Source organism: Pseudomonas sp. BN411, assembly GCF_029871235.1.
GTDB lineage: Bacteria > Pseudomonadota > Gammaproteobacteria > Pseudomonadales > Pseudomonadaceae > Metapseudomonas.
In genome coordinates, this window is record NZ_SSOM01000067.1 from 184,050 (window position 1) to 204,901 (window position 20,852).

The 20,852-nt window shown below is 65.1% G+C and carries 17 protein-coding genes; 12 read left to right on the top strand and 5 right to left on the bottom strand.

The genetic code is table 11. From position 1 onward, the window contains the following. Positions 1–32 precede the first annotated feature (32 nt). Both E8F06_RS13605 and E8F06_RS13610 read right to left on the bottom strand, forming a co-directional pair. Positions 33–713, bottom strand: coding sequence for a hypothetical protein (locus E8F06_RS13605; RefSeq protein WP_280367993.1), 681 nt, complete (start codon positions 711–713; stop codon positions 33–35). Positions 714–808: 95 nt separating this feature from the next. Then, positions 809–2,647, bottom strand: a complete 1,839-nt coding sequence (locus E8F06_RS13610) for a sodium:proton antiporter (RefSeq protein WP_280367996.1) — start codon at positions 2,645–2,647, stop codon at positions 809–811. 76 nt (positions 2,648–2,723) lie between these two features. Here E8F06_RS13610 and xerD point away from each other — a divergent pair, with 76 nt between their 5' ends. The 4 genes from xerD to thrC all read left to right on the top strand — a co-directional run bounded on the left by xerD (position 2,724) and on the right by thrC (position 7,548). Continuing rightward, positions 2,724–3,620, top strand: a complete 897-nt coding sequence (xerD, locus tag E8F06_RS13615; protein ID WP_280367999.1) for a site-specific tyrosine recombinase XerD — start codon at positions 2,724–2,726, stop codon at positions 3,618–3,620. 285 nt (positions 3,621–3,905) lie between these two features. Further along, positions 3,906–4,634, top strand: coding sequence for a thioredoxin fold domain-containing protein (locus tag E8F06_RS13620; protein ID WP_280368002.1), 729 nt, complete (start codon positions 3,906–3,908; stop codon positions 4,632–4,634). 110 nt (positions 4,635–4,744) lie between these two features. Next, entirely contained in the window at positions 4,745–6,049 is a 1,305-nt protein-coding gene (locus E8F06_RS13625; RefSeq protein ID WP_280368004.1) for a homoserine dehydrogenase, read from the top strand. 89 nt (positions 6,050–6,138) lie between these two features. Then, a complete protein-coding gene (thrC, locus tag E8F06_RS13630) occupies positions 6,139–7,548 on the top strand; it encodes a threonine synthase (protein WP_280368007.1) in 1,410 nt (469 codons plus the stop codon). Positions 7,549–7,880: 332 nt separating this feature from the next. On the opposite strand, the gene E8F06_RS13635 is transcribed toward thrC, so the two are convergent. Beyond that, positions 7,881–9,080: a CaiB/BaiF CoA-transferase family protein gene (locus tag E8F06_RS13635; protein ID WP_280368010.1), complete on the bottom strand. Its 1,200-nt coding sequence runs from the start codon at positions 9,078–9,080 to the stop codon at positions 7,881–7,883. Between the two features lie 201 nt (positions 9,081–9,281). On the opposite strand from E8F06_RS13635, the gene E8F06_RS13640 reads away from it, so the two are divergent. From E8F06_RS13640 to E8F06_RS13675, 8 genes are all read left to right on the top strand, one after another. Then, positions 9,282–10,436 carry a GGDEF domain-containing protein gene (locus E8F06_RS13640; RefSeq protein ID WP_280368013.1) on the top strand — a complete coding sequence of 385 codons (1,155 nt, stop codon included), beginning with the start codon at positions 9,282–9,284 and terminating at the stop codon, positions 10,434–10,436. Between the two features lie 72 nt (positions 10,437–10,508). Next, positions 10,509–11,048 carry a YaeQ family protein gene (locus E8F06_RS13645; RefSeq protein ID WP_280368015.1) on the top strand — a complete coding sequence of 180 codons (540 nt, stop codon included), beginning with the start codon at positions 10,509–10,511 and terminating at the stop codon, positions 11,046–11,048. A 101-nt stretch (positions 11,049–11,149) separates the two neighbouring features. Beyond that, a complete protein-coding gene (recJ, locus tag E8F06_RS13650) occupies positions 11,150–12,865 on the top strand; it encodes a single-stranded-DNA-specific exonuclease RecJ (RefSeq protein ID WP_280368018.1) in 1,716 nt (571 codons plus the stop codon). Between the two features lie 411 nt (positions 12,866–13,276). Beyond that, positions 13,277–13,699, top strand: a complete 423-nt coding sequence (locus E8F06_RS13655; RefSeq protein WP_280368020.1) for a YciI family protein — start codon at positions 13,277–13,279, stop codon at positions 13,697–13,699. A gap of 29 nt (positions 13,700–13,728) precedes the next feature. After that, positions 13,729–14,142, top strand: coding sequence for a VOC family protein (locus E8F06_RS13660; RefSeq protein WP_280368023.1), 414 nt, complete (start codon positions 13,729–13,731; stop codon positions 14,140–14,142). An 81-nt stretch (positions 14,143–14,223) separates the two neighbouring features. Next, on the top strand, positions 14,224–15,930 hold the full coding sequence (locus E8F06_RS13665) for a SulP family inorganic anion transporter (RefSeq protein ID WP_280368025.1): 1,707 nt from the start codon (positions 14,224–14,226) through the stop codon (positions 15,928–15,930). Positions 15,931–15,967: 37 nt separating this feature from the next. Continuing rightward, positions 15,968–16,405: a nucleoside deaminase gene (locus tag E8F06_RS13670; protein WP_280368027.1), complete on the top strand. Its 438-nt coding sequence runs from the start codon at positions 15,968–15,970 to the stop codon at positions 16,403–16,405. 53 nt (positions 16,406–16,458) lie between these two features. Continuing rightward, a complete protein-coding gene (locus E8F06_RS13675; protein ID WP_280368029.1) occupies positions 16,459–17,442 on the top strand; it encodes a cysteine synthase A in 984 nt (327 codons plus the stop codon). Positions 17,443–17,750: 308 nt separating this feature from the next. Here E8F06_RS13675 and E8F06_RS13680 read toward each other — a convergent pair whose 3' ends face one another. Continuing rightward, positions 17,751–18,896: a methyl-accepting chemotaxis protein gene (locus tag E8F06_RS13680; protein ID WP_280368031.1), complete on the bottom strand. Its 1,146-nt coding sequence runs from the start codon at positions 18,894–18,896 to the stop codon at positions 17,751–17,753. Between the two features lie 89 nt (positions 18,897–18,985). Next, positions 18,986–20,848 (bottom strand): NAD(P)/FAD-dependent oxidoreductase, encoded by a 1,863-nt coding sequence (locus tag E8F06_RS13685; protein WP_280368033.1) that lies wholly within the window; start codon positions 20,846–20,848, stop codon positions 18,986–18,988. Between the last annotated feature and the right edge of the window lie 4 nt (positions 20,849–20,852).

A 20,852-nucleotide genomic window follows, 5' to 3' on the forward strand; every position in this document is an offset into this window, starting at 1 on the left:
CCAATGGGTGCCTTCTTCGTTATCGGCCAGGATCAGTTGCGCATGCTGATCTTCAGCGATGCCTGGGACAGGTCGATGTTGTTCAGCGTCAGGCTGCCGAAACTCTGGTTCTGCGGCGCGCCGGCAACGCGGATGTTTTCGAAGCGCAACTCACCGATGGAACTGGGCAACCGCAGGTTCACCGAACCGTCCGAATTGACCACCGAGGTCATCTTGCTGGTGTCGTAGACCACGTCCTTCATCGAAGTCTCGGCATCCAGGCTGTCCAGCACCGGCATCACCAGCTTCGCCAGTTGCTTCACCGCGCCCAGCCCGTCGCCCTGTTCGGCTTGCAGGAACAAGCCCTGCAACACATCGTCCAGACCCTGGGCGCTGACATTGCTCATCTCCAGGTCGGTCAGCGGGCGTAGGCCCCGCGGTGTTTCCTGGCGGCTGATGCTGGCGGGCGGCTGCAAGCGCTGGATATCGGCGCTGGCCATCTGGAAGGGGCTCATTAACGCGGCCACAAGGGTAGCCGCCAGACGCAGGTTGCTCTGTTTCTTCAGGGCCTTGGTCAGTTGCTTCTGGGTCAGCAGGCCTTGCGCTATCAGTACTTCACCCAGCCGCATCTTGCTGGTGAGCTGCATCTTGATTGCGGCATCCAACTGCTGGGAGGTGATCAGACCCTTGTTGATGAGGATCTGCCCCAGGCGGGAGTTCATTTGGTTGGCCATGTTCCGGTACCGGCAATGGGTGATAGCAAGATGAAATCATCCACGGCCAGCCCGATCCTGTCACCAGACTAAGGATAGGCTGGCCATGCCGCCTGTCAGTGTGTTTGCGCCAGGGTGCGATCAGCGGTAACACCGGGTTGCTCCTCGGTTTCCATCAGGGACACCAGGGTCCAGTCCTTTTCCGGCGTGAAGTCCAGCGGTTGCCCGGCCAGGTGCACCCAGCCGCGTGGATCGCGGGCCAGCAGAAGCGTGGCGCGGTTGCCGTGCAGGGCCTGGTATTCGGCCCAGCCGAAGGTCGCGGTCAGGGTAGTGGTGCGCACGTCGGCGCCCTTGGCGAGATAGCTGGCGAACTGCGGGAAGGTCAGAGGCTGGCCACCGAGGGGGCGGCCGCGCACGGTCTCGCTGACGCGATGCTTGTCCGAGCGCCGGCTTTCGTTGCCGGTCGGAAGGGTGAAACGGCGCTGGGCGTTGAAGTCATGGCGGAAGTGCATGCAGGCCAGAGCATTGAGTTCGCTGGAAGGGGAGAGCGCCAGCAGGTGACCGAGGCCGACCAGGTCGAGGTGCGCTTCGGCGTGCTGCGATGTCGGGTTGCCGAAGTAGGTGGGCAGGTTGTCCATGCGCGCGGCGCGGATGTTCTCCCAGCTGGAATCGGTGAGCAGTACCCGGCTACCAAGGTTCTGCAGGGCCTTGCCGACTTCGCGGGCCACGGGATTGGCGCCGATGATGAGGAAACCCGACGGCGCCGGCTCTGCCACCTTGAGCAGTTGCGCCAGTGGGCGTGCAGTGGCGCTCTGCAGCACCACGGTGCCGATGATCACCAGGAAGGTCAGCGGCACCAGCAATTCGGCCTGCTCGTTGCCCTCGCCCTGAAGGCGCAAGACGAAGATCGCCGAGACGGCCGCGGCGACGATGCCGCGTGGAGCGATCCAGGCCAGCAATGCGCGTTCACGCCAGCTCAGGCTCGACCCCAGGGTGCTGACAGCGACGTTCAATGGCCGAGCGATGAACTGGATCACCGCCAGCAACAGCAGGGTCGCCGGGCCCATGGCCACCAGCGCGGCGAAATCCAGGCGAGCCGCAAGGAGGATGAACAGCCCGGAGATCAGCAGCACGCTGAGGTTCTCCTTGAAGTGCAGGATCTGCCGCACATCCACTCCGCGCATGTTGGCCAGCGCCATGCCCATCACGGTCACCGCCAGCAGGCCGGACTCGTTCACCAACAGGTTGGCGCCGATGAACACGCCGAGTACCGCGGCCAGTGCTGCGAGGTTCTGCAGGTACTCCGGCAGCCAGTGGCGGCGTAGCACCACGCCGAACAACCAGCCGCCGGCAGCGCCCAACAGCGTCCCGCAGGCGATCACCGCGGCGAAGGTCGACAGGCTGGCGCTCCAGCCTCCGTTATCACGGCTGACGATGAAACTGAACACCACCACCGCCAGCAGCGCACCGATCGGGTCGATGACGATGCCTTCCCAGCGCAGGATGTTGGCGATCGAGGCGCGCGGCCTCACCACACGCAGCATCGGCACGATCACCGTGGGCCCCGTTACCAGGGTCAGGGTGCCAAACAGAAGTGACAGCTCCCAGGAGAAGCCCAGCAGCCAGTGGGTGGCGATCGCGATCACCGCCCAGGTGATCAGCGCGCCCACGGTCACCATGCGTCGTACCACGCTGCCGATCTCGCGCCATTCGGAGAAATGCAGCGTCAGGCTGCCCTCGAACAGGATCAGCGCCACCGACAGGGAAATCAGTGGAAACAGCAGTGGCCCGAACAGCGCCTGCGGGTCCAGCAGGCCGGTCGCCGGGCCGGCGAGAATGCCGGCCAGCAAGAGGAAGAGGATGGCCGGCAGGCGCAGGCGCCAGGCCAGCCACTGGCTGAACAGCGCAGCCGCGCCAATGCCGCCCAGACCCAGCAGGATATGGTGTTCGCTCATCGGAAGTCCCTATCGGAGATGAATCGGATACAGCGCTATGAAAGACTAGCGCCTTGCACAGTCAAGGCTGCCATTCATGCTCGCGCTAGACCATCTCCTGATTGATCGCTTTCTCGACGCCCTCTGGCTGGAGAAGGGCCTGTCCGAACACACTCGCTCCGCATACCGCAGTGACCTTGCCCACTTCAATGGCTGGCTCGATGAGCGGGGCATGGTCCTGGACAAGGCCGGGCGCGACCTCATCCTCGACCATCTCGCCTGGCGCCTGGAACAGGGCTACAAGGCGCGCTCCACGGCGCGGTTTCTCTCCGGCCTGCGTGGCTTCTACCGCTTCCTGCTGCGGGAAAACCTGATTCTCGAAGACCCGACCCTGCAGGTGGACCTGCCGCAACTCGGCCGCCCTTTGCCCAAATCGCTCTCCGAGGCGGATGTGGAAGCGTTGCTGGAGGCTCCGGACCTGGAAGACCCCATCGGCATGCGCGATCGCGCCATGCTCGAAGTGCTCTATGCCTGCGGCCTGCGGGTCACGGAGCTGGTGAGCCTGACCCTGGAACAGGTCAATCTGCGCCAGGGTGTGCTCAAGGTGTTCGGCAAGGGCAGCAAAGAGCGTCTGGTGCCCCTGGGCGAAGAAGCCATCGCCTGGATTGAGCGCTACCAGCGCGAGGCGCGGCCCTTCCTGCTGGACGGCAAACCCAGCGACGTGCTCTTCCCCAGCCTGCGCGGCGAGCAGATGACCCGTCAGACCTTCTGGCACCGCATCAAGCACCAGGCCCAGGTGGCCGGCATCAGCAAGTCCCTGTCGCCGCACACCTTGCGTCATGCCTTCGCCACGCATTTGCTCAACCACGGCGCAGACCTGCGCGTGGTGCAGATGCTGCTCGGCCATAGCGACTTGTCCACCACCCAGATCTACACCCACATCGCCCGCGCCCGCCTGCAGGAACTGCACGCCCGCCACCACCCGCGTGGGTGAGCCGGAAAGGCGACGCATGCGTTGCCCCGGCGAACGACCGGCCATGGATGGCCGGGCCGGGGTCGAACCCGGCACAGGGGCCGCGACAGGGATGTCATGCACGAGTCTCGACCTTCGCGCTGCGTCGCCCCGGCGAACGACCGGCCATGGATGGCTGGGCCCTGTTCCTGCAAATACCCGACTGGCCTTCGGCAACGTCCGCCGGGCACCCGAAGTCTGCGCGCCAGAGCTTCTGTGTTAGGCTTGAACGGTTTCCCGAACGTCCGCCGCTCGACAGGAGTACCCATGCGCGTGACTCGTCTTATCGCTGGCCTGGCTCTCGGCCTCGCCAGCACCATCAGCCTCGCCGACGACCCGGACCAGGCCATCCGCAAGACCCTCGACGCCCTGCAACTTGGCCTGCCCATCGAGTCCATCGGCGAAAGCCCGATGACCGGCATCTACCAGGTCCAGCTCAAGGGCGGCCGCATGCTCTACACCAGCGCCGACGGCCAATACCTGATGCAGGGCTACCTCTACCACGTGCAGAACGGTAAGCCGGTGAACCTCACCGAGCAGGCCGAGAGCCGCTCCATCGCCAAGGAAATCAACGCCATCCCCACCAGCGAGATGGTTGTGTTCTCGCCCAAGGAGCCGGCCAAGGCGCACATCACCGTGTTCACCGACACCGACTGTGGCTACTGCCAGAAGCTGCACAGCGAAGTGCCGGAACTGAACCGCCGTGGCATCGAAGTGCGCTATGTCGCCTTCCCGCGCCAGGGCATCGGCAGCCACGGCTACAACAGCCTGGTCAGCGTCTGGTGCAGCAAGGACCGTAAGGCTGCGATGAACAAGGCCAAGTCCCGCGAGGAACTGCCGGCAGCGACCTGTGATAACCCGGTGGCCAAGCAGTTCGAGCTAGGCCAGCTGATAGGCGTCAACGGCACTCCGGCCATCGTGCTGGGCAATGGCCAGATGATTCCGGGCTACCAGCCGGCCCCGCAGCTGGCGAAACTTGCCCTGGAGGCCAAGTAATCCGGGCGCTTGCCTCGATTGACCAATATTCAGCCGCTTCGTAAAGTGCGGCTCTTTTCCTCGGCCGGGACTCACCCGGCCGTTTTCGCAGTGATGATGGGGAGTTCAGCGTGAAGCCGGTAAAAGTAGGCATCTGTGGCCTTGGGACCGTCGGTGGCGGCACCTTCAACGTACTCAAACGCAACGCCGAGGAGATTGCCCGCCGTGCCGGGCGTGGAATCGAAGTTGCCCAGATTGCCGCTCGTCGTCCCAACCCGAAGTGTGAAACCGGCGCTACCCCCATCACCGCCGACATCTTCGACGTGGCCAACAACCCGGAAATCGACATCGTCATCGAGCTGATCGGTGGCTACACGCTGGCCCGTGAGCTGGTCATGAAGGCCATCGAGAACGGCAAGCACGTGGTCACCGCCAACAAGGCGCTGATCGCCGTGCACGGCAATGAAATCTTCGCCAAGGCCCGCGAGAAGGGCGTCATGGTCGCCTTCGAAGCGGCCGTCGCCGGTGGCATCCCGGTGATCAAGGCGATCCGCGAAGGCCTCGCCGCCAACCGCATCAACTGGCTGGCCGGCATCATCAATGGCACCGGCAACTTTATCCTCACCGAAATGCGTGAGAAGGGCCGCGCCTTCGAGGACGTGCTGAAGGAAGCCCAGGCACTGGGCTACGCCGAAGCCGACCCGACCTTCGACGTCGAAGGCATCGACGCCGCCCACAAGCTGACCATCCTCGCGTCCATCGCCTTCGGCATCCCGCTGCAGTTCGACAAGGCCTACACCGAGGGCATCTCGAAACTCACCAGCGCCGACGTCAACTACGCCGAAGCCCTGGGCTACCGCATCAAGCATCTGGGTGTGGCGCGCCGTACCGACAGCGGCTTCGAACTGCGCGTTCACCCGACCCTGATCCCGGCCGACCGCCTGATCGCCAACGTCAACGGCGTGATGAACGCCGTGATGGTCAACGGCGACGCCGCCGGCAGCACCCTCTACTACGGCGCTGGCGCCGGCATGGAGGCCACCGCTTCTGCCGTGGTCGCCGACATCGTGGACGTGGTCCGTGCCCTGACCACCGATCCGGAAAACCATGTGCCGCACCTGGCCTTCCAGCCGGATTCCCTGTCCGACCACCCGATCCTGCCGATCGAAGCCTGCGAAAGCGCCTACTACCTGCGCATCCAGGCCAAGGATCACCCGGGCGTGCTGGCGCAGGTCGCGACCATCCTGTCGGAACGCGGCATCAACATCGAATCCATCATGCAGAAAGAAGTCGAAGAGCAGGACGGCCTGGTGCCGATGATCCTGGTTACCCACCGGGTCGTCGAGGCGCGCGTCAACGACGCCATCGCCGCGCTGGAAGCTCTGGAAGACGTGGTAGGCAGCGTAGTGCGCATCCGCGTCGAGCAACTGAACTAAGCAGCCGCAAGGTACGGGCGCGGCCGCGGAGGGGCGATCCCCCGGAGCGGCGCGCCGGTGCCTTCAGCTCGAAACCAAGGTTTTAAGACATGCGCTATATCAGTACCCGCGGCCAGGCACCGGCCCTGAACTTCGAAGACGTGCTGCTGGCTGGCCTGGCCAGTGACGGCGGCCTCTACGTCCCGGAAAACCTGCCGCGCTTCACCCAGGAAGAAATCGCCTCCTGGGCTGGCCTGCCCTACCACGAACTGGCTTTCCGCGTGATGCGCCCCTTCGTGACCGGCAGCATCGCCGATGCCGATTTCAAGAAGATCCTCGAAGAGACCTATGGCGCCTTCGCCCACAACGCCGTGGCGCCGCTGCGTCAGCTGAACGGCAATGAGTGGGTGCTGGAGCTGTTCCACGGCCCGACCCTGGCATTCAAGGACTTCGCCCTGCAGCTGCTGGGCCGTCTGCTCGACCACGTGCTGAGCAAGCGCGGCGAGCGCGTGGTGATCATGGGCGCGACCTCCGGTGACACCGGCTCGGCCGCCATCGAAGGCTGCAAGGCCTGCGAGCACGTCGACATCTTCATCATGCACCCGCACAACCGCGTGTCTGAAGTGCAGCGCCGCCAGATGACCACCATCCTCGGCGAGAACATCCACAACATCGCGGTCGAGGGCAACTTCGACGACTGCCAGGAGATGGTCAAGGCGAGCTTCGCCGACCAGGGCTTCCTCAAGGGCACCCGCCTGGTGGCAGTGAACTCGATCAACTGGGCGCGGATCATGGCCCAGATCGTCTACTACTTCCACGCGGCCCTGCAGCTGGGCGCTCCGGCCCGTTCCGTGGCCTTCTCCGTGCCCACCGGCAACTTCGGCGACATCTTCGCCGGCTACCTGGCGCGCAACATGGGCCTGCCGATCAGCCAACTGATCGTCGCCACCAACCGCAACGACATCCTGCACCGCTTCATGAGCGGCAACCAGTACGTCAAGGACACCCTGCACCCGACCCTGTCGCCGTCGATGGACATCATGGTTTCGTCCAACTTCGAGCGCCTGCTGTTCGACCTGCACGGTCGCAATGGCGCTGCCATCGCCAGCCTGATGGATACCTTCAAGCAGGGCGGCGGTTTCAGCGTCGAGGAAGACCGCTGGACCGAAGCGCGCAAGCTGTTCGACTCCCTGGCCGTGGATGACGTAGCCACCTGCGAAACCATCGCCGAGGTGTACAAGGAGTGCGGCGAGCTGCTGGACCCGCACACTGCGATCGGCGTACGCGCTGCCCGTGAGTGCCGCCGCAGCCTGGCCACCCCGATGGTCACCCTGGGCACTGCCCACCCGGTGAAGTTCCCCGAGGCCGTGGAGAAGGCTGGCGTTGGCCAGGCCCCGGCACTGCCGCCGCACCTCGCCGACCTGTTCCAGCGCGAAGAGCGTTGCACCGTGCTGCCTAACGACCTGAAGCAGATCCAGGCCTTCGTCAGCCAGCATGGCAACCGCGGCAAGCCGCTGTAAGCCATAGCGCCTGAAACAAAAAGGCCGGCTCCCGAAAGGGGCCGGCCTTTTTATTGCCTCATGGAATGGGAGGGAAAACCTGTGGGGGCGAATTCATTCGCTAAGGGCAGCGCAGCTGCCCCCTGAATATCCAAATGGCAGGCCATCGGCCTGCTCAGCGAATGAATTCGCCCCCACAGTCACAGCGTCCGCTCGGCCCACCACCGGAGGTGGGCTCTGCTCCGAATGGTGGAAGTTAAAGGCGACTTCCACCCTACAAATTGCGGGTGATTGACTGCGAAAACTTTGTAGGGGCGAATTCATTCGCCAAGGGATGCGCAGCATCCCCGCGATCAAATCGCCCCATCCCCCTTCAGCGCCGCTATCTGCTCGGTGCTGTAGCCCAACCCCGAGAGCACTTCGGCGTTGTGCTCGCCCAGCTCCGGGCCGATCCATTCGGTCGAGCCGGGCGTGTCGGAGAGCTTGGGCACAATGCCCGGCATCTTGAACGGCTTGCCATCCGGCAGCTTCGCCGAGAGGAACATCTCGCGGGCGAGGAATTGCGGGTCGGCGAACATGTCCTCGGCGGAGAAAATTCGGCTGGCCGGTACTTCGGCGCGGTTCAGCACGGCCAGCACTTCGTCCAGCGGCAGTGAGCCGACCCAGCGGTCGATCACGCCGTAGAGTTCATCGCGGCGGGCGTCGCGGCCATCGTTGCTGGCCAGGGTCGGATCGTTGGCCAGGTCCTCGCGGCCGATGCCCAGCATGAAGCGCTTGAAGATGGCATCGCCGTTGGCGCCGATCTGCACATGGCGGCCATCGGCGGCGGTGTGGATGGAGGAGGGAGTGATGCCGGGCATGATGTTGCCGGTGCGTTCGCGGATGAAACCGAACACATCGAACTCCGGCACCATGCTTTCCATCATGGCGAACACCGCTTCGTAGAGCGCCACGTCCACCACCTGGCCCTGGCCGCCGTTCACCTCGCGGTGACGCAGGGCCATGAGCGCGCCGATCACGCCCCAGAGCGCGGCGATGGAGTCGCCGATGGAAATGCCCGTGCGTACTGGCGGGCGGTCCTCGAAACCAGTGATGTAGCGCAGCCCGCCCATGGACTCGCCAACCGCACCGAAGCCCGGTTGGTCCTTGTACGGGCCGCTCTGGCCGAAGCCGGACAGCCGCACCATCACCAGCTTCGGGTTGAGCGCATGGATCACGTCCCAGCCCAGCCCCAGCTTTTCCAGCACGCCAGGGCGGAAGTTCTCGATGAGGATGTCCGCCTCGGCCAGCAGTTTCTTGAGGATCTCCTGGCCTTCCGGGTGCTTGAGATTCAGCGTCAGCGACTTCTTGTTGCGTGCCTGCACGAACCACCAGAGCGACGTGCCTTCATACAGCTTGCGCCACTTGCGCAGCGGGTCGCCGCCGTCGGGTGATTCGATCTTGATGACTTCAGCGCCGAACTCCGCGCACAGGCGCGAGGCGAAGGGACCGGCGATCAGCGTGCCGAGCTCGATCACTTTGAGGCCGGCGAGGGGTTTTGCAGCGACGTTCATCGGGATATCCAGGGTCCAGGCGATGGCGGCGACTCTACTCCGCGGGGCCAGCCGCGAACAGTCCGGTTTACCGCTGGCGCCCCTGTGCAGGGCGACTTAAAGTGCTTGGCAGGACCCCGATTCGCACACGCCGAACGCCATGCCAACACGTGCTGCCACCCTCTGCCGCTTGTCGCCCAGTACGCGCCGGGAGGAGGGACCATGCAACTGAATGTGCCTACCCTGGTGCTTGTGGATATCTACATCCTCGCGCTGGTGGGCATTCTCATGCTCCACGCCTGGCGCCGTGGCCGTCGCGAGCCGACCCTGGGCTACCTGTCCGCCGCGCTGCTGCTCGGCGTGCTGGGCACCATCCTGGGCAGCCTGCGCGGCATGGGGGTGGATTACCTGCCGCTGGTGTTCGGCAACGTGGTGCTGCACATCAGCGCGGCCATGACCTGGACCACCATGCGCGTATTCGCCGGGCGCTCGCCGCATGTGCCGGGCATCTGCGCCGGCGCGGTGATCTGGACGGTGCTCTGCCTCAATCCGGCGTTCTACGAATCCCTCACGGTGCGCATCGCGGTCGGTTCGCTGATCACCGTCTGCTACACCGGCCTCAGTGCCTACGAGCTGTGGCGCAGCCGCCAGAGCCTGGAGGTCGCCTACCTGCCGGCCCTGGCCCTGACCCTCTTCCACATGGGCTTTTACTGCGTGCGTATCATCGTCGACCGCGGCATGCCCTTCGACGCGGCGGTGGCCAGCAGCGGGCAGAGCGCCAACTTCTTCTCCCTGCTGGTGTTCGAGACCCTGCTCTACGCCATCGGCATCTCCTTCGTCACCCTGTCCATGGTCAAGGAACGCGCCGAGCTGAAGTTCCGCGCCGCCGCCTACTGCGACCCCCTCACCGGCGTCGGCAACCGCCGCGCCTTCATGACCACCGGCGAATACCTGCTGGAAAGCTGCGAGCATCGGGGAGAGCCTGTGGCCCTACTGCTGTGCGACCTCGACCACTTCAAGCGCCTCAACGACAACTATGGGCATGCCACCGGCGATGAGGCCCTGGTGGCCTTCACCCGGATCGCCGTGGGCAGCATGCGCAAGCAGGATGTGTTCGGCCGCATCGGCGGGGAGGAGTTCGCCTGCCTGCTGGCCGACGCCGACGACGAAGCGGGCGCCCAGGTGGCCGAGCGCATCCGCCGCGAATTCGCCGAACTGCCGTTCCAGGAGCCGGGCGAGCTCAGCGTCAGCATCGGCATCGTCAGCTCCAAAGAAGCCGGCTACGACCTGTTCCGCCTGCTTTCCCTGGCCGACGACGCGCTCTATGCCGCCAAGGACAAGGGCCGCAACCGCATCCAGCGCTATCCCGCCGATTAGCCGGAAGGCCCAGCCATGGCCGCGGAATCAGGGTAGACTTGCCGCCCTCCGCGAATAACCAAGAAGCCCGCCATGGCCCTCCAAGCGACCCCTTACAAAGTCGAGCTCAACCTCACGGACCTGGACCGCAGCGTCTACGAGAACCTGCGCTTCACCGTTGCCAAGCACCCCTCGGAAACCGAAGAACGCCTGGCCGTGCGCCTGATCGCCTATGCCCTCTGGTACCACGAGCAGCTGTCCTTCGGCCGTGGCCTGTCGGACGTGGATGAGCCCGCGCTGTGGGAAAAGAGCCTGGATGACCGCGTCCTGCACTGGATCGAAGTGGGCCAGCCGGATGCCGAGCGCATCACCTGGTGCTCGCGCCGCACCGAGCGCTTCAGCCTGGTGGCCTACGGCAACCTGCGCGTGTGGCAGACCAAGGTCCTGGACGGTGTGCGCAACCTGAAAAACATCAACGTTGTCGGCGTCAACCAGGAAGCCCTGGAAGAACTGGCCCGCGACCTGCCGCGTTCGGTGAGCTGGAGCGTGATGATCAGCGACGGTGAGCTGTTCATCACCGATGAGCGCGGCCAGCACGAGATCCCGCTGGAGTGGCTCGCCGGCGAGCGTTGATCGGAAATCCGGAGGATTTCCGGGGGTAGGGCGCCAAGCCCTCGCCCCAAGGCCCTTTCCCGGGAGGGAGAGGGGAAGTCGATTCAAAGATTGGACCTGCCATGCGTATCGAACACCGCGCCCTGCCTGATGTCCTGCCCGACCTGGGCGACCTGCCACCGCTGTTGACCCGCCTCTATGCGTCCCGTGGCGTGCAATCGGTGGCCGAGCTGGACAAGAGCCTGGCGCGGTTGATCCCCTATCAGCAGCTCAAGGGCATCGATGCGGCTGTGGCTCTGCTGGTGGAAGCGCTGGAAAAGCGCCAGCGCATCCTCTACGTCGGCGACTTCGATGCCGATGGGGCCACCGCCAGCAGCGTCGGCGTACTTGGCCTGCGCATGCTCGGCGCCTTCCATGTCGACTACCTGGTCCCCAACCGCTTCGAATACGGCTACGGCCTGACCCCGGAAATCGTCGCCGTGGCCCTGGAGCGTCGTCCCGACCTGCTGGTGACCGTGGATAACGGCATTTCCAGCGTCGAAGGTGTGGCCGCCGCCAAGGCTGCCGGGCTCAAGGTGCTGGTCACCGACCACCACCTGCCGGGGCCGGAACTGCCGGTGGCGGACGCCATCGTCAATCCCAACCAGCCTGGTTGTGATTTCCCGAGCAAGTCCCTGGCCGGTGTCGGCGTCATCTTCTACGTGCTGATGGCGCTGCGCGCACGCCTGCGCGAGCTGGACTGGTTCGCCCGCGCCGGCCTCAAGGAACCCAACCTCGGCGACCTGCTCGACCTGGTGGCCCTGGGCAGCGTGGCCGACGTGGTGCCCCTGGATGCCAACAACCGCATCCTGGTTCACCAGGGCCTGGCGCGCATCCGCGCCGGTCGTGCCCGTGCCGGCCTCAAGGCGATCCTCGAAGTTGCCGGGCGGCCGGCAGGACGTATCACCTCCACCGACCTCGGCTTCATCCTCGGCCCGCGCCTGAACGCCGCCGGCCGCCTGGACGACATGAGCCTGGGCATCGAATGCCTGCTCTGCGAAGACGAGGCCCTGGCCCGTGACATGGCCGTGCAACTGGACCAGCTCAACCAGGACCGCAAGGCCATCGAACAGGGCATGCAGCGCGAGGCACTGGCCCAGCTGAAGAACCTGCCCATCGAAGACATGCCCTTCGGCCTCTGCATCTTCGAGCCGGACTGGCACCAGGGCGTGATCGGCATCCTCGCCTCGCGCCTGAAAGAGCGTTACCACCGCCCGACCATCGCCTTCGCCGACGCGGGTGATGGCCTGCTCAAGGGCTCGGCGCGTTCGGTGCCGGGCTTCCACATCCGCGATGCGCTGGATGCGGTCGCCGCCCGCCATCCGGGACTGATCAGCAAATTCGGCGGTCACGCCATGGCGGCCGGCTTGTCCCTGCCTGTGGAAAACTTCGGCGCCTTCGCTGCTGCCTTCGACGCCGAGACCCGTCGCCAGCTCGATGAAGATGACCTCACCGGCCGCCTGCTCTCCGACGGTCAACTGAGCATCGAGGAATTCCACCTGGAACTGGCCCGCGCCCTGCGCCTGGCCGGCCCCTGGGGTCAGCACTTCCCCGAGCCGGTGTTCCACGGCGTGTTCCAGATCGTCCAGCAGCGCCTGGTCGGCGAGCGCCACCTGAAATTGGTGCTGAAGAGCGAATGCGGCTCGGTACAACTGGACGGCATCGCCTTCAACATCGACCGCGAGCAATGGCCCAACGCCAGCGTCCGCTGGGCCGAACTGGCCTACAAGCTGGACGTGAACGAATTCCGCGGCCAGGAAAGCGTGCAGCTGATGGTCGCCCACATCGCGCCGCGCTGACGCCAATGGCGGCTTCTGCCGCCGACGGTGGATCGATGAAGCGTGATCCACCCTACAAAAGCGCACCTCCCCTGTAGGTTGGTGCAGAGCGAAGCGAAGCCCAACAAGGCGCGCGTAGCGTGCCCGGATCGCTGCGCCAACCCCAGAAATAGGCGCCTTGTAGGAGCTAGCTTGCTAGCGAAAAGGGGCCATTCGCTGGCAAGCCAGCTCCTACCGCCAATGCAGCTACTCGCTCACCCGTCACCCCATCCGCGCAACTTCTCCATCCAGGGCTACGCTGTTCCAGTCCTGCGCCCTCGAAAAATATTCTCGGCCTGTTGTCGATCTCGTCGTTTCCCCTTCGACCAATTAGCACAGTCAGCAGGCAGCGGCCGCAGGCTGGCGTTCATGCCACCCAACAGGAGAACAACAATGCGCTTCATGGTGATAGTCAAAGCAACCAAGGAATCGGAAGCCGGCATCATGCCCAGCACGGAGCTGCTCACGGCCATGGGCCAGTACAACGAAGAGCTGGTCAATGCCGGCATCCTGCTCGCCGGTGAGGGCCTGCACCCCAGCTCCAAAGGCGCGCGCGTGCAGTTCAAGGGCAAGGATCGCGCCGTCGTCGACGGCCCCTTCGCGGAAACCAAGGAACTGATCGCCGGTTTCTGGCTGTTCAAGGTCAATTCCCTGGAAGAGTGCATCGAGTGGGTCAAGCGTTGCCCCAACCCGATGCTGTCCGATTCCGAAATCGAGATCCGCCAGGTGTTCGAGGCCGAGGACTTCGGCGCTGAGTTCACCCCCGAATTGCGCGAGCAGGAACAACGCGTCTTCGAGAAAGCCAAACAGCAGTGATCGCTGAAAAGCACGGACAGGAGACCATCATGAAAATCGACCCCTACCTCACGTTCGATGGCCAGTGCGGCCCTGCCTTCCAGTTCTACGCCAAGGTGCTCAACGGCACCCTCGAAGCTTTCCTGACCTTCGCCGAGAGCCCCGCCTGCGGCGATGTGCCGGAGAACTTCCGCGACAAGATCATGCATGCCCGCCTGGCCGTGGGTGACCAGGTGATCATGGGCTCGGACTGCCCGCCCCAGGCACCTTTCCAGGGCATCAGCGGCATCAGCGTTTCGATCAACGTCGACCGAATCGTCGAGGCCGAGCGGGTGTTCAATGCCCTGGCCGAGGGCGGTCAGGTGCAGATGCCTCTGGCGCAGACCTTCTGGGCTGCGCGCTTCGGCATGCTGGTGGACCGCTTTGGCGTGCCCTGGATGATCAACTGTGAGAAGGATCAATAATTCTCAAAAGTGACGCGGCGCCGGGGCTTCCCCGGCGTTGTGGGCCTAAGCTTCTGGAGTTATCTCAAGCGGACGGCTCCAATGTTGCTTATCCACAGGCTGCGTGATCGCGTCAGTCGTTTCCACTATCGCCGCGAATGGCTGCGACCGGACCTCATGGCGGGCCTGTCAGTAGCCGCGGTACAGATACCTACCGCCATCGCCTACGCGCAGATCATCGGCTTCCCCGCCCAGGTGGGGCTCTATGCCTGCATCCTGCCGATGCTGATCTATGCCCTGGTGGGTGGCTCCCGGCAGCTGATGGTCGGCCCCGACGCCGCCACCGCCGCCATGGTGGCCGCCGCCATCACGCCGCTGGCGGCCGGCGATCCGCAGCGGCTGATCCACCTGTCGATGATCGTCGCGGTGATGGTGGGCCTGCTGTCCATCGTCGCCGGCTTCATTCGTGCCGGCTTCATCGCCAGCTTCCTTTCGCGGCCCATCCTCGTCGGCTACCTGAACGGCATCGGCCTCAGCCTGCTGGCCGGACAGCTCGGCAAACTGCTGGGCTACCAGGCGGAAACCAGCGGCTTTATCGCCGGCTTGCTGGCGATGATCCGCAACCTGGCCGACACCCACCTGCCGACCCTGGCATTGGGGGCGGCGACCCTGCTCGTGCTGATCCTCCTGCCTCGGCGCTGGCCACGGCTGCCGGTGGCCCTGGTGGCGATCGTGCTGGCTTCGCTGGCGGCCGCCGTCCTGGGGCTGGACCGCTATGGCGTGGAACTGCTGGGCGCGGTTCCAGCGGGGCTGCCGGAGCTGAGCTGGCCGCGTGCCAGTTACCCCGAGTTGCTCAGCCTGCTGCGGGATGCCACGGGTATCACCATCGTCAGCTTCTGCAGCGCCATGCTCACGGCCCGCAGCTTTGCCGCCCGGCACGGCTACGCCATCGACGCCAACCATGAGTTCATCGCCCTGGGCCTGGCCAACGTCGGCGCCGGGGTGTCCCAGGCCTTCGTCATCAGCGGCGCGGACTCGCGTACAGCCGTGAATGACCTGGTCGGCGGCAAGACCCAGATGGTCAGCGTGGTCGTGGCCCTGGTGATAGTCGTCGTACTGGTATTTCTCCACGGGCCGCTGGCCTGGGTGCCCATCGCTGCCCTGGGCGCGGTGTTGATGCTGGCCGGCTGGGGGCTGATCGACTTTCGCGCACTCAAGGTGTTCTGGCGCCTCAGCCGCTTCGAGTGCGGGCTGTGCCTGCTGACCACGGTAGGTGTACTGGGCGTCGGTGTGCTACCGGGCATCTTCGTCGCCATAAGCCTGGCCCTGCTGCGCCTGCTGTACCTCACTTACCGTCCCACCGATGCGGTGCTGGGCTGGATGGAAGGCGTCGACGGCCAGGTGGAACTGAGTCGTTATCCACAGGCGAGCACCTTGCCGGGCCTGATGATCTACCGCTTCGATGCGCCCCTGCTGTTCTTCAACGCCGACTATTTCAAGCAGCGCCTGCTGCACCTGGTGGATCAGGCGGACCATCCCCGCGCAGTGCTGCTCAACGCCGAAACCATGATCAACCTCGACCTCACCGGCCTCGCCACCCTGCGCGAAGTGAAACAGACACTCGCTGCCAGAGGCGTCCACTTCGGTTTCGCCCGCCTGTTCGGCCCGGCCTACGAGCTATTGCAGCGCTCCGGCGAGCTGGGCGAGCTGAAGCCGCCGATGGTGTTCAGCTCGGTGCGGGCGGGGATCAACGCCTATCGCGTCTGGTTGGCGAAGCAGGACTTGCAGGACCCGCAGCCGGGCGGGTAAACCAGTGGCTCAATCCACGGGAACACAAGGAACGAACATGGATCCCTTTATGCAAGCCGCCATCGAAGAAGCCCGCCAGGGACTGGCCGAGGGTGGGATTCCCATTGGCTCGGTGATCGTCCACAAGGGCCGTATCATCGGCCGTGGCCACAATCGTCGCATCCAGGAAGGCAGCGCCATCAAGCACGGCGAGATGGACGCGTTCGAGAACGCCGGCCGTCAGCCCGCCAGCGTCTACCGCGAGTCGGTGCTCTACACCACGCTTTCGCCCTGTTCCATGTGCAGCGGGGCGATCCTGCTCTATGGGATTCCCAAGGTGATCATCGGCGAGAACCGCACCTTCCAGGGGGAGGAGGAGCTGCTGCGTTCCCGGGGCGTGACGCTGGAGGTACTGCAGGACGCCGAGTGCGTGAAGCTGATGGAAGACTTCATCGAGGCCCGTCCCGAGCTGTGGAACGAAGACATAGGCGAATGACCGTGCGGCTAGACTGAAACTGTTCGTCCCCATGCTCCTCGAGGAGGTGCAGCATGGCGATCCGCGAAGGTTTCATCGGCACCATCGGTAATACGCCCCTGCTGCGTCTCGACAGCCTCAGCGCCGAGACTGGCTGCGACATCCTGGCCAAGGCCGAATTCCTCAACCCCGGCGGCTCGGTCAAGGACCGCGCCGCCCGCTACATCATCGACGACGCCGAGCGCGAGGGACGTCTGTTCCCCGGCGGCACGGTGGTGGAGGGCACCGCCGGCAATACCGGCATCGGCCTGGCACACATCTGCGCGGCGCGCGGGTATCGCTGCATCATCGTGATACCGGACAACCAGTCCCCGGAAAAGCTCGACCTGCTGCGTACCCTCGGCGCAGAAGTCCGCCCGGTGCCGCCCAAGCCCTACAAGGACCCGGACAACTACCAGAAGATCGCCGGCCGCCTGGCTGCCGAGCTGCCCGGCGCCATCTGGGCCAACCAGTTCGACAACACCGCCAACCGCCAGGCCCACTTCGAGACCACCGGTCCGGAAGTCTGGGCCGATACCGAGGGCCGGCTGGATGCCTTTGTCTGCGCCACCGGCACCGGCGGCACCCTGGCCGGGGTGGCGCGATACCTCAAGGCGCGTGATGCCAACATCCGCATCGTCCTCGCCGACCCCATGGGCAGCGCCCTGTACAACTGGGTGAAGCGCGGCGAGTTGGTGGCCGAGGGCAGCTCCATCACCGAAGGCATTGGCACCACGCGCGTTACCGCCAATCTCGAAGGCACGCCCATTGACGACGCTGTGCAAGTGGACGACCCGGCCTGCGTGGCGATGGTCTATCACCTGCTGCGGGAGGAGGGGCTGTTCGTTGGCGGATCGTCCGGCATCAACCTCGCTGCCGCGGTGCAGGTGGCGCGCGAGCTGGGGCCGGGGCATCGCGTGGTGACGCTGCTCTGTGACCGCGGAGGGTTGTATGCGGGGCGGCTGTTCAATCCGGCGTGGCTGGCGGAGAAGGGGCTGGCGGGGGCGGCTGGGGTGTAGGCCGCTTATGTGTTGAGGCTTTCAGATCAGCCTTGGCACATGCCTGAGATTTTTCCCCCTCACCCCGGCCCTCTCCCTCAGGGAGAGGGGGTTACTCGTGCAGAACTGCTGTTGAGTGCCAGGCGCGAGTCACCCCTCTACCTCTGGGGTGAAGAGGCACGCTTTCGGAAGCACCGCTTCCGGTGCCGATGAACGACTGAGCGCGAAGCGATCAGGCTGGGGCGCAGAGCGGGGGCTGGGGGAGAGGGTTGTGTCAGGTCGGCTCGCTGCAATTCCATTTCGCGAATGAATTCGCTCTTACAGAAGAATTAGCCACCCTGCTCAGGATCGAACTGCAACAACAACGACCAGGGCGCGTTGCAGTTGCCGACGAAGATCGGATGCAGCAGGCAGATGGCGTTGCCGGTGCCCTTGAAGCGCAACGGCCGGCCATCACGAATGGCGCTGCGTGCATCGCTCGGTAGTTCGTTGGCCGGGGTGCCCAGTCGTTTTCCATCCGGGTGGGTCACGAAGTGGGCGGCATTGGACAGCAGCGCGTAATGGCCATTGCCGAACGGCTTCAGCTGGCTCAGGCGCTCCTGAAGCTGCTGCAGGCTGTAGTCGGCACCCAGGATGCCGAGGAAGCGTCCGCCAGCCAGCATCGGGGTCATGAAGGAGGTCATCAGCACCGTGTTGCCGGCCACGGTGTATTCGTAGGGCTCCATGAACAGGTCGCGGCCCTTGCGCCTTGGCAGTTCGTACCAGTCGCCGTCATAGCCCACCAGGCACTCGCGCTGGATGGCGCCGGCGCCCCGGTTCCAGTAGGCCATGATGCGGCCGGTATGGTCGTAGCCTGGTTGGTCGGCGAATTCGGCGTCGCGGCCGTCCAGGGCGTTCGGCTCGCTGGCGCAGGCGAAGGCCAGCAGGCCGGGGTTCTGCAGCAGGCATTGCTGCATCACGGCGTCGATCTGCTCGCGCTGCGGGCCAAAGCCCTGGGCATGCAGGCCGAGGATGAAATGCTTGAGGCCATAGAGTGCCGTCGCCATCACCGCGAACTGGCTCTGTAACTGCTGCGCCTCGCGGGCCAGCAGGACCTCGGCGGTTTCTTCCTTCGAGGCGCTTTCCGCCCGCTGCACCTGCTCCAGTGCTTTCTCGCTCTCCTGGCGGATGGTAGCGACCACGCTGCCAATGTCGGCGGTGGCGTTGGCCGATTGGGTGGCCAGGCGCCGAACCTCGTCCGCGACCACGGCGAAGCCGCGTCCGAGTTCGCCGGCACGGGCCGCCTCGATGGCAGCGTTGAGCGCAACCAGGTTGGTGTTCCTGGCAATCTGGCGGATCACGTCGGAAACCTTGCTGATCTCGTTCCAGCGGTTGTTCAGGCCGTCGATCAGCAGCTTGACCTGGTCGAGTGTGGAGTTGCCCTGGGCGCCGCCTTCCGGCGTGGGTGCCTGGGTCTGTCGGGGACTGCTCTGCATGGTGCGTTACCGAAACGGGTTGGGACAGGAAGGCGCCGCAAGTGGCGGCGCGAAACCGTGGCCCGGCGGTCCGGGCCACGGAAGGTCGGTCAGGCGAGCTCGCCCACCGCGCGATGGGCTTCTTCTATCGCCGAATGGGCATAGGCACTCCACGCCGCGTCGGAGTTGGCGATGGTCACGTTGCCCACCGGTTTGCGCGCCAGCAGCATGGTCTTTTCGCTCTCTTGCTCATCGTCGAACAGCGAGTTGGAGAAGCACGCGTAGCCGTGGGACCAGCGGTTCACGGTGATCGCCAGGATGTCCTTCTGGTGGTCGAAGCCGCCTGGGCCGAGCATGCGCTGGAGCTGGTCGCGCAGTTGCGCTTCGAGCTGCTCGAAGGTCGCGGCGTAGAGCTTGGCGCGGCCGGTGCGGGCCTGGGTGCGGGCGTCCATGCCGGCGTTCGGCGAGGTGGGCACATAGACCATGTGCAGGCCGATGGGCTGCTTCGGATCGCGCGGGTGCTGGTAACCGCCGAGGTCCACCGGATAGTCCAGCTTGATCCGGCTGTAGGGCTGGGTGGTGGCGTAGATCTCATGCACGCCGAGTTTCTGGAAGCTCTCCCAGTTGCGGATCACCACCTTGGTGTACACCAGCGGGAACTTCACGTTCTGGGCGAGGGCATTGGCCTGCTCGGGCGAGAGGTCGCGCAGCAGGTACGGGATCATCATGTTGTAGCAGGCCAGCACGCAGTGCTTGCTGCGCACGTTCGCCAGTTGGCCGCCACGGCTGTAGCCGACGTCGACGCCACCCTCGCGGTTCTTCACGCTCACCGCCGTGCTGTTCAGGCGCAGGCGTACCGGGCTGCCGGCGACGTCCAGTTTGCTGTAGTCGAACTGCGCCAGGACGATGTCGTCCATGCCCTTGCCGGGCGCCACCGCCGGGATCAGGTCGCGCACCAGCAGGCGCGCTACCGAGGCGTTGCCATCGGGGAAGTGGTAGATGTACGGCTCTTCCATCTCGGCCTTGGCTTCCTCGCCAATGGGCGGCAATTGCATCGCTGCGAAGCCGGGGAATCCGACGTAGTAGGCGTCGTAGGCGGCCACGGCGTCGATGCTGAGGGCGGAGAAGTCGTTGGTGCGGCTCTGGAAGTACTTCACGGCGCGTTCGGACAGGCCCACGTCCTTGAGCAGGAAGTCGCGGTAACTGGTCTTGGCCAGGTGAGCTTCCTTCTCCTCGGTGCTCTTGCCAGCGAGGTAGTCGCGGGGCGCCTCGTAGAGGTCGATCAGCGCCTGGCGGTCGGCGTCGGGCAGCGGGAAGTCGCTGATGAAGGCGCGCCAGGAGCGGGCATTGAGTTTTTCCGGGGCGATGTCGTCGGCCACCATGGGCGTCGGGTCGCCGCTCACCAGCTTGTCCACGCCGAAGTTCTCCTTGTCGAAGAACACCCCGCGGGACAGCCCGAGGTTGGGGTAGAAGTCGCGGTCGAAGGCGGTCTCGAAGCGCTTGATATCGACGCCGAGCTTCGTCAGCAGGCTATTCACGGTGCCGCTGTAGAGGTGGTTGGGCGACTGGAAGGACTCACTGCCGCCATAGCCGAGGATCATCCGGCCACCGGCCTCGAATTCGTTGCGTTTGGCGTGACCGCCGAAATCGTCGTGGTTCTCGATGATCAGGATGCGCGCGTTCGGCTGCTTCTCGCGGTAGAACCAGGCCGCAGCCAGGCCGCTGATGCCACCGCCGACCACCACCAGGTCGTACTCCTCGCTCACCGGCAGGCCGTCGGTGTCGAACTTCTTCTTCTCCCAACCCATCTGGTGCGCTACCTCGAAGGCGCCAGGGTGGCTGCCGCGCAGGCCGGTGAGGGCGGGCGGGTAGTAGCGGCTGGCGGGAGCGGCGCGCAGCAGTTGCATGGGTGTCAGGCCGGCGGCAATGGTGAGGGCGACACCGTTGAGGAAGTCACGGCGGGTGATGGTCATGGCG